This is a genomic window from Haliea sp. E17, assembly GCF_048323675.1.
GTDB lineage: Bacteria > Pseudomonadota > Gammaproteobacteria > Pseudomonadales > Halieaceae > Mangrovimicrobium.
In genome coordinates this window covers 852,098-865,640 of the sequence record NZ_JBLWFK010000002.1, presented here as the reverse complement: position 1 = coordinate 865,640, position 13,543 = coordinate 852,098, and the positions used below count along the sequence as shown (strand labels likewise).

The 13,543-nt window shown below is 64.6% G+C and carries 11 protein-coding genes; 7 read left to right on the top strand and 4 right to left on the bottom strand.

Annotated elements, in window-relative coordinates; translation table 11 throughout:
* Positions 1-94 precede the first annotated feature (94 nt).
* Positions 95-2,263, top strand: coding sequence for a polyphosphate kinase 1 (gene ppk1, locus ACNKU3_RS06985; protein WP_418258699.1), 2,169 nt, complete (start codon positions 95-97; stop codon positions 2,261-2,263).
* Positions 2,264-2,326: 63 nt separating this feature from the next.
* A complete protein-coding gene (locus ACNKU3_RS06980; RefSeq protein ID WP_418258698.1) occupies positions 2,327-3,256 on the top strand; it encodes a DUF808 domain-containing protein in 930 nt (309 codons plus the stop codon).
* Between the two features lie 6 nt (positions 3,257-3,262).
* On the opposite strand, the gene ACNKU3_RS06975 is transcribed toward ACNKU3_RS06980, so the two are convergent.
* The gene (locus ACNKU3_RS06975) at positions 3,263-4,717 is read right to left on the bottom strand and encodes a helicase HerA-like domain-containing protein (protein WP_418258697.1); all 1,455 of its coding nucleotides are present in this window, start codon (positions 4,715-4,717) and stop codon (positions 3,263-3,265) included.
* Positions 4,718-4,823: 106 nt separating this feature from the next.
* On the opposite strand from ACNKU3_RS06975, the gene ACNKU3_RS06970 reads away from it, so the two are divergent.
* Together ACNKU3_RS06970 and ACNKU3_RS06965 are read left to right on the top strand one after the other, a co-directional pair.
* Positions 4,824-5,726: a neutral zinc metallopeptidase gene (locus tag ACNKU3_RS06970; RefSeq protein WP_418258696.1), complete on the top strand. Its 903-nt coding sequence runs from the start codon at positions 4,824-4,826 to the stop codon at positions 5,724-5,726.
* Positions 5,727-5,809: 83 nt separating this feature from the next.
* Positions 5,810-6,982, top strand: coding sequence for a DUF3089 domain-containing protein (locus ACNKU3_RS06965; RefSeq protein WP_418258695.1), 1,173 nt, complete (start codon positions 5,810-5,812; stop codon positions 6,980-6,982).
* Positions 6,983-6,994: 12 nt separating this feature from the next.
* Here ACNKU3_RS06965 and ACNKU3_RS06960 read toward each other — a convergent pair whose 3' ends face one another.
* On the bottom strand, positions 6,995-7,381 hold the full coding sequence (locus ACNKU3_RS06960) for a YkvA family protein (RefSeq protein WP_418258694.1): 387 nt from the start codon (positions 7,379-7,381) through the stop codon (positions 6,995-6,997).
* Between the two features lie 4 nt (positions 7,382-7,385).
* The gene (locus tag ACNKU3_RS06955; RefSeq protein ID WP_418258693.1) at positions 7,386-8,258 is read right to left on the bottom strand and encodes a helix-turn-helix transcriptional regulator; all 873 of its coding nucleotides are present in this window, start codon (positions 8,256-8,258) and stop codon (positions 7,386-7,388) included.
* A gap of 233 nt (positions 8,259-8,491) precedes the next feature.
* On the opposite strand from ACNKU3_RS06955, the gene ACNKU3_RS06950 reads away from it, so the two are divergent.
* From ACNKU3_RS06950 to ACNKU3_RS06940, 3 genes are all read left to right on the top strand, one after another.
* The gene (locus ACNKU3_RS06950; RefSeq protein WP_418258692.1) at positions 8,492-9,883 is read left to right on the top strand and encodes a M20/M25/M40 family metallo-hydrolase; all 1,392 of its coding nucleotides are present in this window, start codon (positions 8,492-8,494) and stop codon (positions 9,881-9,883) included.
* A gap of 259 nt (positions 9,884-10,142) precedes the next feature.
* Entirely contained in the window at positions 10,143-10,340 is a 198-nt protein-coding gene (locus ACNKU3_RS06945) for a CPXCG motif-containing cysteine-rich protein (RefSeq protein ID WP_418258691.1), read from the top strand.
* 56 nt (positions 10,341-10,396) lie between these two features.
* Positions 10,397-10,648: a DUF1272 domain-containing protein gene (locus ACNKU3_RS06940; RefSeq protein WP_418258690.1), complete on the top strand. Its 252-nt coding sequence runs from the start codon at positions 10,397-10,399 to the stop codon at positions 10,646-10,648.
* A gap of 232 nt (positions 10,649-10,880) precedes the next feature.
* Here ACNKU3_RS06940 and ACNKU3_RS06935 read toward each other — a convergent pair whose 3' ends face one another.
* The gene (locus tag ACNKU3_RS06935; protein ID WP_418258689.1) at positions 10,881-13,361 is read right to left on the bottom strand and encodes a cation-translocating P-type ATPase; all 2,481 of its coding nucleotides are present in this window, start codon (positions 13,359-13,361) and stop codon (positions 10,881-10,883) included.
* Positions 13,362-13,543: the final 182 nt, after the last annotated feature.

The window sequence follows — 13,543 nt, the reverse complement described above, 5'->3', positions numbered from 1 at the left end:
CTGCAGCGCGGCCAGCAACCCGGTCATATTTCTGTAATACTGTTATGCAGGCCGCAATGTTAGATTCTCCGCCTGGGGCAGAACGGGGACGTCAATGTCTAATCCAGTCAAGACGCGGGTTGTCGACCTGCGTGAGCACGACAAGTTTTTTCCGCGGGAACTCAGTTGGTTATCGTTTAACGCCAGGGTGCTGCAGGAGGCGGCGGATCCCGAGGTACCACTGATCGAGCGCGTGCGTTACCTGGGGATATTCTCCAACAACTCCGACGAGTTTTTCCGGGTCCGGGTGGCGGAGGTGCGCCGCCTGATTTCCGTCGCCTCGGGGACGGACAAACAGCACTTCAAGAACCTGCTCGCGGCCATTCTCAGCCGGGTGGTGGCACTGCAACGGGAGTTCGACAAGATCTACCAGCAGATCATGGACGAACTCGCTGACAAGCGTATCTACCTGATCAACGAGCGCCAGCTGGACGAGCGCCAGTTGCAGTTCGTACAGGCCTATTTCACCAGCAAGGTGCTGCCGGAACTGGATCCCATCCTGATTCGCGACGGCCGGCCGATGCCTGCGCTGAACGACGAGTCGCTGTACCTCGCCGTGGATATTCGGGACGGCGACAGTTACCGCTACGCCGTGGTCGAGGTGCCGACGGATCGCCTGGACCGCTTCGTGCAGATTCCCCAGCGCAAGGGCAAGCGCGGCGGCAAGGTCTTTATCGTGCTGGACAACATCATCCGGGCCTGCCTGCCGCAGGTGTTCCGCGGGATCTTCCCGATGCAGGAGGCCCACGCCTATTGCTTCAAGGTCTCCCGCGACGCCGAGCTGGAAATCGATACCGGCATCACCCAGAGCCTGATGGAGAAGATCGAGAAAAGCCTCAAGCAGCGGCGCAAGGCGGATGCCGTGCGCATGGTCTATGACGCCAGGATGCCGCCGCGCCTGCTGGATTACCTCAGCGCCCGCTTCCGCTTCGGCAAGTACGACAGCCTGATGCCCGGGGGGCGCTACCACAACTCCAAGGATTTCATGGGCTTCCCCAACGTGGGGTCGAAGTCGCTGGAATTCCGGCCCCTGCCGCCGGTACACGTGCCGCGGCTGGACCAGCCGGGCAGCCTGTTCGACACCATCCGCGAGAAGGATGTACTGCTGTACTACCCCTATCATCCCTTCGACTACCTGATCGACCTGCTGAAAACCGCAGCGCTGGATCCCTACGTCACCGACATCAAGATCTGCCTGTACCGCGTGGCGAAGAACTCGCGGGTCATCGATGCGCTGGTCAACGCGGTGGACAACGGCAAGCGCGTGCTGGCGATGGTGGAACTGGCAGCGCGCTTCGACGAGCAGGCCAACCTCGACTGGGCCCAGCGACTCACCGACAGCGGTATCAACGTCATATTCGGGATCGCCGGCCTCAAGGTGCACTCCAAGCTGATCCTCATCGAGCGCAAGGAGAACAGCACGGTCCGCTATTACAGCCACATCGGCACCGGCAATTTCAACGAGAAAACCGCGCGCATCTACACCGATTTCACCCTGCTGACCTACGACCAGCAGATCGGCCGCGACGTCTACAACGTCTTCGACTTCCTGCAGTACACCTATCGCCGCCCGGAATACAAGCAACTGCTGGTATCGCCGCACAGCACCCGCTCCGGCATCACCGCGCTCATCGACCAGGAGATCGCCAACGCCAACGCCGGCTATCGCGCCGAAATGACCCTGAAGTGCAACAACCTGGTCGACAACGACCTGGTCAAAAAGCTCTACGAGGCGAGCGCGGCGGGGGTCAAGGTGCAGCTGATCGTGCGCGGCATGTGCTCCTTGTTGCCGGGTATTAAAGGGCTGTCCGAGAATATCGAGGCGATCAGTATCGTCGACCGCTACCTCGAGCACCCGCGGGTCTACGTGTTCTACAACCGCGGCAACCCGCGCTACCTGATCAGTTCCGCCGACCTGATGACCCGCAACCTGGATTTCCGGGTGGAAGTGATGGCGCCGGTGCACGACAAGGACGCCCAGCTCATTATCCAGAACGTGCTCGACCAGCAGTGGAACGACAACGTCAAGGCGCGGGTTATCGACCGCGACCAGGTCAACCAGCTGGTTCCGGAGAGCAAGAAGGTGGCGCATATCCGCTCACAGGAGTCCATTCACCGCTACCTCTCCACCGGCAAACTGCCGCGTTACCCGAAGTCACGCATGCATGTGCCGGCGAAGCGGCGGCGCAAGAAGCCGGTGGTGCCCGCGCAGCCCCAGGGCTGAACTTCGCCGCGCTGCTGTGAGAGACTGCGCCTTTGCCGCAGGGCTCGGGAAGGGGAACAGGTAATGGCGGGAAGCAGTCTGCTGGTATTGATCGACGACATCGCCTCGGTACTCGACGACGTCTCGATGATGACCAAGGTCGCGGCGAAGAAAACCGCCGGCGTGCTCGGCGACGACCTCGCCGTCAACGCCGAGAAAGTGACCGGGGTGCGGGCGGAGCGCGAGCTCCCCGTGGTCTGGGCGGTGGCGAAGGGCTCCCTGCTCAACAAGCTGATCCTGGTGCCCCTGGCCCTGCTGGTGTCGTTCATCGCGCCCTGGCTGATCACGCCGGCCCTGATGGCCGGGGGGCTGTTCCTGTGCTTCGAGGGTTTCGAGAAGGTCGCCCACAAATTCCTGCACAGCGCCGCCGAGGACAGGGACGAGCACGCGGATCTGGTAAAACAGCTGGAAGACCCGGCGGTCGATATCGTGCAGTTCGAGAAACAGAAAATCCGCGGCGCGGTACGCACAGACTTTATTCTCTCCGCGGAAATCATCGTCCTCACCCTCGGCATCGTCGCCGATTCCGGGTTTGTCACCCAGGTCGGGGTGCTGGCGGGCATTGCAGTGGTCATGACGCTGGGCGTCTACGGCCTGGTCGCCGGCATCGTCAAGCTGGATGATATCGGCTTCTACCTCCTGCGCAGCGAGGGGGAGAGCGCCTGGGTGCGCGGCAAGCGCCGCCTGGGCGGCGGGCTGGTCAGTTTCGCACCGCAGCTGATGAAGGGCCTGGGCGTCGTCGGCACCGTGGCGATGTTCATGGTGGGCGGCGGTATCCTGCTGCACGGCATTCCACCGCTCGGGCATGGCGTGGAGGCATTCGCGGCTCAGTTGCCTTCGCTGCCAGGGGCCATCCTGCCGACCCTGGCGGGCGTGCTGGTTGGCCTGCTGGCGGGCGCCGTGGTGGTCGCGGTGGTCACCGGGGTGCAGAAACTGCTGCGCCCGGCTGCCTGAAGGCGGCTATTTCAGCAGCGAACCGAGTATGCCCCGCAGCAGTTTCTGGCCGCTGGCGGAGCCCAGGCTGCGGGCGAAACTCTTCAGGAAGGCCTCGCCAATGCCCTGGCGGTTGCTGCGCCGGGAACCGCCGCTGCCGGCCTTGCGCGCCCGCTTTTCCAGTTCCGCGGCATCCTGCTGCTCCTGCAGTTTGCGGGTGCGTTCACCCAGCACTTCATGCGCCGAGCGCGGGTCCACCGCCTGGCCGTAGCGCCGCAGGTTGGGGTCGTTGTCCAGAAGCAGCTTGCGCTCTTCGGGGGTGGCCTGGCCCATGCGCGAGTGGGGAGGGCGCACCAGCACGCGCTCTACCGGCGCGGGGATGCCCTTTTCCTGCAGGGTGGATACCAGGGCCTCGCCGACACCGAGTTCGCCGATGGCGGTGACCGTGTCCAGCCCGGGGTTCTCGCGAAAGGACTGCGCCGCGACTTTCACTGCTTTCTGCTCCTTCGGGGTGTAGGCGCGCAGCGCGTGCTGCACCCGGTTGCCCAGTTGCGCCAGCACCGAATCGGGGATGTCCGAGGGGCTCTGGGTGACGAAGTACACGCCCACCCCCTTGGAGCGGATCAGGCGCACCACCTGCTCGATCTTTTCCAGCAGCGCGCGGGAGGCCCCGGAGAACAGCAGGTGGGCTTCGTCGAAGAAGAACACCAGCACCGGCTGCTCCGGGTCGCCGATCTCCGGCAGGGTCTCGAACAGTTCGGACAGCAGCCACAGCAGGAAGGTGGAATAGACCCGCGGCTGCATGATCAGGCTGTCCGCGGCGAGCACGTTGATCACCCCGCGGCCCTGGCGGTCCTTCTGCATGAAGTCCTGCAATTCCAGCGCCGGTTCGCCGAAGAAATGGCTGCCACCCTCGCGCTCCAGCATCAGCAGGCGGCGCAGGATGGCGTTGACCGAGGCCTTGGAGACGGAATAACCGGTGCTCAGCGAGCTGCTGTTTTCCGCCAGGAATTCCAGCGAAGTGCGCAGGTCGGCCAGGTCCAGCAGCAGCAGGCCCTCCTTGTCGGTGAACTCGAAGACCAGGGTCAGGACGCTCTCCTGGGATTCGTTGAGGTCGAGCAGGCGTGAGAGGAGCTGCGGCCCCATTTCGCTGACGGTCGAGCGCACCGGTACGCCCTGCTTGCCGAACAGGTCCCAGAAGGACACCGGGTAGCCTTTCTGCTGGAAACCGGCGATGCCGATCTTCGCTACCCGTTCATCGATTTTGGGGTGGGGACTGCCGGGCTGGCAGAGGCCGGAGAGGTCGCCCTTGACGTCGGCGAGAAACACCGGGACGCCGATGTCGGAAAAGCCTTCCGCCAGGCATTGCAGGGTGACGGTCTTGCCGGTGCCGGTGGCGCCGGCGACCAGCCCGTGGCGGTTGGCGTAGCGCGGATTGAGAAATACCTGGCCGTTGTCGTTGCCGCCGATCAGTATGCTCATGCTCTTCGAATTCCCCGGTAGTGGCAGGGCCAGATTAGCGGGAAGGGGATTCGCTTGCCAGTTTTTCCCCCGGTGCTAGATTTAGGGCACCTGAAGGAGATATGACATGCGCTGGAAAGACGGCAGGCGAAGTGACAACGTGGACGACCGGCGCGGTGAGTCGCCACCGGCGTCAGCGGCGGGGGCCGCGCCCATGGTGCTGCGCCTGTTGCCGGCACTGCTGAAGACCAAGACCGGGCGCACCATCCTGATCGTCGCCGTGGTGGTTATTTTTGGTGGCAAACTGCTGGGCATCGACGTGCTGTCGCTGCTGGCCGGCGGCGGCGCGAGCAACTCGGGCGGTTCGCCGGCGCAGTTCAGTGAGCGGGAGCAACAGCGGGCGGATTTCGTCTCGGTGATCCTCGCGGATACCGAGGACACCTGGCGGGAGATCTTCCGCGTTAACGGCCTGCAGTACCGCGACCCGACCCTGGTCCTGTTCAGCGGCCGGGTGAATTCGGCCTGCGGCCTGGCCAGCTCGGCGGTGGGGCCGTTCTACTGCCCCGGCGACCAGCAGGTGTATATCGACCTCAGCTTCTTCGATGACCTCAGCCAGCGCCACGGTGCCCCGGGGGACTTCGCCCAGGCCTACGTGCTGGCCCACGAGGTCGGCCACCACGTGCAGACACTGCTCGGTATCAGCCAGAAGGTGCAGCAACTGGGGCGCGGCCGCAGCCAGGCCGACGTCAATGCGCTGTCCGTCCGCCAGGAACTGCAGGCGGACTGCTTTGCCGGCATCTGGGGGCACGCGGCCAATACCCAGCGCCAGTTGCTCGACCCGGGCGACCTCGAGGAAGCGCTGCGGGCGGCGACGGCGATAGGCGATGACCGCCTGCAGCGGGAGGCGGGGCGCCAGGTGGTGCCCGACAGCTTTACCCACGGCAGCTCGGAGCAGCGGGTGACCTGGTTCCGGCGCGGTTTCGAGGGCGGACTGCTGGATAATTGCGATACCTTCGCCGGCGCGCCCTGAATTTCATAAAAGCTTCACACTTGTCGGGCGGGCCGCCTGATACCATGCGCAATGTTACAAAAACGTGACTATCGCATGAATTTATGAAGAAGTTTTGTTTGCTGCTACTGCCCGCGGTGGCAGCGGTGGCTGCAATCTGCTTCGCCCTGGGAATCCGCAGCGAAGACGTTTTCGCCTACTACATCGAGCCCTCCGAGCCCTTTGCGCGCTCGCCCGCCGGCACGGCGCCGGACTACGCCGACCGCCGTTTCTGGGCCGCCTGGCCGGGCAAGGCCAGCGCCGCCGAACTGACCCCGGCCGGAGAAGCTGCGCGCGAGGGCCCCGCCCCGATCGACGTCTTCTTTATCCACCCCACGTCCTACATCAGCAGCGCCACGTGGAACGATCCCTTGCTCCCGGATACCCGCAGCTGGGAAATGGTGGACATCATCCTGGGCGCCCAGGCCAGCGCCTTCAACCTCTGCTGCGAGGTCTATGCGCCCCATTACCGCCAGGCCACCCTGTGGAGCTTCCTCGACCGCGAGGGGAGCGATGGGCCCGCCGCGCTGGAACTCGCCTATTCCGATATCGAGCGCGCCTTCGACGCCTTCCTGGCGCGCACCCACGGGCGACCGTTTATTATCGCCAGTCACAGCCAGGGCACCTACCACGCCCTGCGCCTGCTGGCCGAGCACGTCGATGGCCGGCCGCTGCAGCAACGCCTGGTGGCGGCCTACCTGGTGGGCTACTGGGTGCCGCTGGATACCTTTGGCCGCACCCTGCGGCACATCGCGCCCTGCGAATCCGCCAGCGACACCGGCTGTGTGGTGCACTGGTCGACCTACGGCGAGGAGGGTGTGCGGCGCAGCGGGGTGCCGCACTGGTATCCCTCGGGCATTGAAGTGGCCGACGGCAAGGACCTGCTGTGTACCAACCCCCTGAGCTGGGAGCGCGAGGGGCCGCGGGTTGCCGCGGCGGAAAACCCCGGGGCGCTGTATGTCTCGCCCGGCGGCAGCCTGCTCAACACCCTGTTGAACGTGCCCGCGGACGTGGCACTGGCATCGCTGCCGCCCCTGCTGGAACACTGGACCTGGGCGGCCTGTGACCATGGCCTGCTGCGGGTGGCAGCCCAGGGTGACGGCGTTTTTGCAGAGGCCAGTACCGACCCGAGGCAGGATTACCACCTGATCGATTACAGCCTGTTTTACCAGTCAGTACGGGAGAATGCGCTGCTGCGCTCACGCAATTACAGCACCCTGAGGGTGTCCAACCGCTAGGTTCGCGGGCTATCAGGTATCTTCGGCGGCGTCGTTTGGCTGCGCCGGCGCAGGCGCTGTGCCGAACCAGCTTTCCAGTTTCGCCGCGGCCTTGTGGCGGACGTCCTCGTCGATCTGCGAAGCGACGGTGGCCAGCGCCAGCGCCAGTACCCCCAGGTCGTCGCTGTAGCCGAGCAGGGGGGTGAAGTCGGCAATCGCATCCAGCGGGGCGATGAAATAGCCCAGCGCACCGATGATCGTGGCGCGGGCCCAGGTTGGCGTGTCGGCGCGCTGCAGGGCGTAGTAGAGCAGCAGGACTTTCTCCACCACCTCGCGACCCGCGCTTTTGGCGTAGCCGGCCAGTTTTTCCTTCAGCCCCTGTTCGCTGTAGGCCTCGGGGTAGGGGTTCTCGTCAGTCATTGCATTATCCGAATAGCCAGGGGCGCAGTTCCTCGCGGTTGGCCACCACGATCTGCTGGGCCATGGGCTCCGCGCGCTCATCGTGGGGGTCTACCCGCAGCAACTTGAGCGCGTAGGGGACCAGGCGGCCCCGGGTGTCGATGGTCAGGGCGCCATCCTGCATACCAAAATCGACCTCGATCACTTCCTTTTGTTCCGCGGTCAGGCCCGGGTGGGGGGTGATGCGAATGGTCACCCGGCTGTTCCAGTCGCTGTCGCCCTCCACACCGTGGGGCGACTCGTCCATGATTTCGGGGACATCGCGGAAGCGGCTGAGGACGAAATCGCGGTATTCCTGGTTCTTTTCGCACCAGGCGCGCACGTGCCAGCGCAGGCCGGTATACACCAGGGTATGCGGCACGATGATGCGGCCCTCGCGATCCGGGTGGTTGAGCGATACATAGTCGCAATCCAGGCGCCGCTGCTGGCGGGCGGCCAGCAGGATGGGTCGCAGGGTTTCCGGTTTGACGTCGCGCACCGGTTGCAGCAGGACTTCCACGTTGCGGGTGCCCAGCGCCAGTGACTCGAACATGTTCATCAGTTCGTTGTTGCGCGCGACCAGGTGCAGGTATTCGTCGGCCAGGCCGCGGGTCACCCTGGGCTGGAAGGCGGGGGTCGGCTTGTAGCCCTTCAGGTACTTGTCGTACTCGAGGTTGCCCGGGCCGACCTCGCGGTTGTAGTTGTTGATGTCCTTGCTGGCCTGCTGGCGGCCGATGCCGAAGGTATCGCACAGGTGCCGGGTGGTCAGTCGGCCCTCCCACAGCGCGATGGTTTCGATGTAGCGGTAGCGCAGCAGCAGGTCCCAGCGAAACGGCCACTTGTCCGGCGTGTCTTGCATGCTCGATTTCCCGGTTGCGAAGGCAACAGTATAGGGAATTGCCCGGCGGTGGCACATGCCGAATGTGCGTTGGGATTCCCCTCCCGTGGCGCGGAGAGCCGGAAGGCCGCAGGTTCATTCGCGCTTGTGCCTGCGTGGAATTCGTCGCAAGCAGCGATGTATTCCCCCTGGGCTGTTTTGCTTTTTTCCCGCTGTCCCCGCATGTAGTATCGGGGGGCAGACGGAGACTTCATATGCGACGTACCCTCAGCTGCCTCCTCCTCGCCGGCAGCACAGTTTTCCCGATACTGGCATTGGCCCAACCCACCGAACTACAGGCCCGGGCCGAACAGCTGGCGCGGCAGGCCCAGGCAGAATCGCTGGCCTATGACATCGTCGAATCGCTGACCACGGAGGTCGGGCCGCGCCTGGCGGGCAGCGAGGCCGAGGCGCGGGCGCGCGACTGGGCAGTGGCGAAATTCAGGGAGCTGGGCTTTCGCAATGTCCGTATCGAACCCTTCGCGTTGCCGGTGTGGGAGCGGGGCCGCGAAATCGCGGAAATCGTCGCGCCATTTCCACAGGCGCTGACCATCACCGCGCTCGGCGGCAGCGTGGCCACCGGTGAGGAGGGCGTAAGCGGCGAGGTACTCGCGGTAGCCTCGGTGGCGGAACTGGAAGCCACTCCGGCGGAGGCCCTGAAGGGCAGGATCGTCTTTGTCGACGAGGTGATGACCCGCACCCAGGATGGTTCCGGCTACGGGGTGGCCGCCGCCAAGCGCCGGCTGGCAGCCTATCTGGCGGCAGAAAAAGGTGCGCTGGCGGTGCTTATCCGCTCCGTCGGCACCAGCAGCCACCGCTTTGCCCACGCCGGGCAGATGCGACGGGTCACCGAGCCCGGCGATGATCCCGGTGTGCCGGCCGCTGCGCTGGCGGCGCCGGACGCGGACCAGTTGCAGCGCATACTCGGCCGCGGCGAACCGGTCCGGATGCGCCTGGTGCTGACGCCGAGGACCCGCGCGGAGGGCACTTCGGGCAATGTGGTGGCGGAGATTCCCGGACATCACGCGGCAGATGAAATCGTCCTGGTCGGCGCCCACCTGGATTCCTGGGACCTGGGTACCGGCGCGGTCGACGACGGCGCTGGCGTGGCCATCGTAACCGCGGCAGCCAAGTACCAGATGGATGCGCTCAAGGGCGGGCCGCAGCGCACGCTGCGTGTGGTCCTGTTCGGCGCGGAAGAGGTGGGGCTGGCCGGGGCCAAGGCCTACGCGGAACGACATGCGGATGAACTGGGGAATCACGTCGCCGCGCTGGAATCGGATTTCGGCGCGGACCGCATCTGGCGCTTCGATACCGGCGCCAGCGAAGCGACACTGGCAGCCGCCCAGGCCCTGGGCGTTCCCCTGCGCGGCTTTGGCGTTGGGCCGGGCAACAACAATGCCCGCGGCGGCCCGGACCTGAAGTACGTGCGCGAAGCCGGCGTGCCGGTGTTCACCCTGCTGCAGAGCGGCTGGGATTATTTCGACCTGCACCACACCGCGGATGACACCCTGGATAAAGTCGACCCGGAGGCGCTGGCGCAGAATGTAGCGGTATACACGGCAGTTCTATATCAATTGTTGAACAGCGAGGTTACGTTTCGCTGAGTGGGGGTCGGCCGCATTTGGCTGCATGCAGTCCGCCTGCATTGGTATGGCAATGGGTCGGTCAAGTCCGTCATTTAATCGAATATGATTTCCGTGCGGTCTGATGATTAACTTTTCTACGCAATATCGGGATCGACAGGATGTTGATATGACTAAACTTCTTCAACTTACCCAAACCACAATCCGGGACGGAGGCCGTAAAGACTCCTCAATTTACTTAACTGTTATTTGCCCCAGGCTCACAGTGATTCGATAAGGAATGGAGTTCTTGCAAGAAAACGTGGTGAGTTGCCCCTACTGTGGTGAAAGCATTGAAGTGCTGATCGATCACCAGGAGGCGGGGCAGCAATACATAGAAGATTGTCAGGTTTGTTGCCAGCCAATTGTTTTCAGCGTGACTCTGGATATGGAGGGGCACTTAAGTGTTAGTGTCCACACCGAAAATGAAGCTTACTGATCGGGCAGATAACGCGTCCCTGCTGCTGGCGATACGTACCAAGAGCGAGACCACAGATGCTGGAAATACGACCCAATTGTGAATGCTGCGATAAGGATCTGCCGCCTGAATCCGCAGAGGCCATGATATGTTCATTCGAGTGTACATTCTGCACCCGCTGCGCAGGGGAAGTGCTTGGGAAGGTCTGCCCCAATTGCGGGGGCGGGCTTGTCCAGCGCCCAATCCGGCCTGCGCATCTCCTGGAAATGAATCCTCCCTCGACCGAGCGAATACTAAAGCCAAATGGTTGTGCTCATCAAAACGCATAGTAGGATCGGGCAGTCGGAGGCGACTGCAGCGTACCCCGGTTGGCAGCGTTATGTTGTTTGGGACGCCTCCTTTAAAGTGATCGATATCTAGTTCCATTCGATTGCCTGTATCAGCTTGTGTGTTTGCCGGGCAAGGTAACTACTGTGTCCCTGAATCCCGTTGGTCAAGGGACGCTGGAAGGCAATTCATCACGGTATATCGAGCAACGACGCCAGTGCCGACTGTTGCGTTTTACCCGGGGCGATAACTGCCTCCCGGCCCCTGGCGGCGGCGCCGGACAGGGCGGAACAACAAGCCCACACTGGCGACACAACACCCTCCGAGGGTCGCCAGTATCCAGTCGTCGACATGCAGCGGTTCGAGATGCAGCAGGGCGGCCAGCGATGGCAGTGGAATCAGGACCAGTGCGGAACACAGCGTGGCTGCCACCGCAATCCAGGCGCTGCGGGTACCCAGCCCGCTGAGGGCCGCGGTGACCAGGGCGCTGGCGACGATCAGGCTCAACAAAGCCATGGTGCGCGCGTGCTCGACATTCTGCCCCGGGCCCAGGCTGTACGCGTAACCCGCGCCGACCAGTACCGTCAGCAGGCCACCGGTGACGCCGATCACCAGCCACTGGCGGAGATTGAAAAACCGCGGCCTGGCGGACCTGTCGAGTGGCGCGAGCGGTCCCTTCGCGGGCAACTGCTGGAACACCAGCAGTGCGGTGGGATGAATGATCAGCTCCAGCCATACCACATGGATGGGCAGGTACAGCAGGGGGTAACCCAGCCACGGGATAAAGGCGGCGGTCAGCACCAGCGGCAGGTGGATCATCAAAAGGTAGGCGAAGCTGAGCTGGAGATTGCTGAACAGCTGGCGGCCCTCGGCAATCGCGTCGACGATGGTGCGGAAATTGTCGTCGAGCAGGACGATGGGCGCCACTTCCCGCGCCGAGCGGGTCCCGCGCTCGCCCATGGCGATACCAATATCCGCTCCCTGTAGCGCGGGCACGTCGTTGACGCCGTCGCCGGTTACCGCGACGATTTCACCACTGCTGCGCAGTGCGCTGACGATGTCGAGTTTGCGTGCGGGGAGGCAGCGTGCGACCACGTCGATGCCGCTGATGGCGGCAACGCCCTCGCGTTCGAGCCGGAGTGCCAGTTCATCGCCACTGATCACCCGTGGTTCCGGGTCGCCCATCCCCAGTTCGCGGGCGATAGCCACCGCCGTGCGCGGATGGTCGCCGGTGACCATCAACACCCGGATTCCCGCATCCCGTGCCTGCGTCACGGCTTCCTTGACCCCCGGCCGCAGCGGGTCCTCGAAGGCGAACAGGCCGGCGAAGGTAAAATCGCGGTCCGGCTCGCCGCCGTGCCAGTCGCTGATTGCAAGGCGTGCGCAGCCGAGGACCTTGTGGCCGTCGGCGGCCAGTTGTTCCGCCTGCGCGAGCCAGTTCGCACGCTGTGTCTCATCGAGTGTGGACATCGCCAGCACGGTTTCCGGCGCCCCCTTGCACACGGCCAGCCGGCCCTTGCCGGGGATGTCGTATACCGACACTTCGCGGCGCGACTGCTCATTGAAGGGGAAGGTTGCCAGGCGCGCGCCCTCGGCAGCGCTACCGCGGGACAGGATGGCGAGGTCCATGGGGTCGCTGCTGTCCGCCCGGCTGGCGCCGGCGGCGATGCCGAGCAGTTCCTGTTCTGCCAGTCCGGTCGCGGGGCACAGGTGTACCAGTGCGAGTGATCCCTCGGTCAGGGTGCCGGTCTTGTCGGTGCAGATCGCCGTGACCCGGCCGATGTTCTCGACCACCACGGCGCGGCGTACCAGCGCCTTGCGGCGGGCCAGGCGAAACACGCCCACGCCGAGAAAGGCGGTAAACACCACGGGAAATTCTTCCGGCAGCGCAGCCACCGCAAGTGTCACGGCGCTCAGGAGGGCGTCGAGCAGGCCGTGGCCCTGGTGGTAGCGCGCCACGGCAAGCGCCACGCACATAATGATGGAGGCGACGACCAGGGTGCTGACGAGATTGCGCAACGCCGCCTGCATCGGGGTGGGGTCCCTCGGTCCGGCGCTGGCCAGGCGCACGATCTGGCCGTAGAGGGTGTCGGCCCCGGTGTGCACCACGCGCAGGCGCAGCTCGCCAGTCAGCAGGCGGGTGCCCGCCGCTCCCCAGGACACATCGTCGATACTGTCCCCGGAAATCGTCGTCAGGGCCGCCTTCCGCAGTGGCAGGGACTCGCCGGTGAGCGCAGACGCCTCGACCTGCAAATCACTGCCAGCGACGATGATCCCGTCCGCGGGGAGGGACTCGGAGGCGCCCACGACCACCAGGTCCCCCGGCACCAGTTCCTCGCTCGGCAGTTCGCAAATGACGCCGTCGCGGATCACCCGGCAACTGACGGCCAGCTGCCCCGCCAGGCCTTCCATGCTGGCCCGGGTGCGCCGGTGCAGCCAGGCGTCCATGCCGAGAATCGGTACCAGCGCGACCGCGAGCACAATGGCCTCGGTGATATCACCCAGGGCGAAGAACAGCACGGAAATTCCCACCAGGAACCAGATCATCGGGTCGCGGGCGCTGTCGCCCAGCACCTCGCGCCAGCCGGCGGTGGTCGCTTCCAGGATGGCATTGGTCCCGAACTGGCTGCGGCGGGCCTCGACCTCTGCGCTGTTCAGGCCGTTCTCGCTGTCGCCGGGGTGGGCAATGCCCTCGCTGGGGGCGCTGTGGCGCACGTTCAGTTGCAGCCGGGCAGGTCGACGCCTGCTTCCGGGGGGCGATCGGGTTTTACTCGCTTGCCGGTGAAGCTGGCCGGCACGCTGCTGGTGTTGGGTTCAGGCATGCATTGATTGCCGTTGCGCAGTGGCACAGCTTCCCGCTCGGTTCGCTCGAAACAGCGCTAGCGTCCAACTTTTCC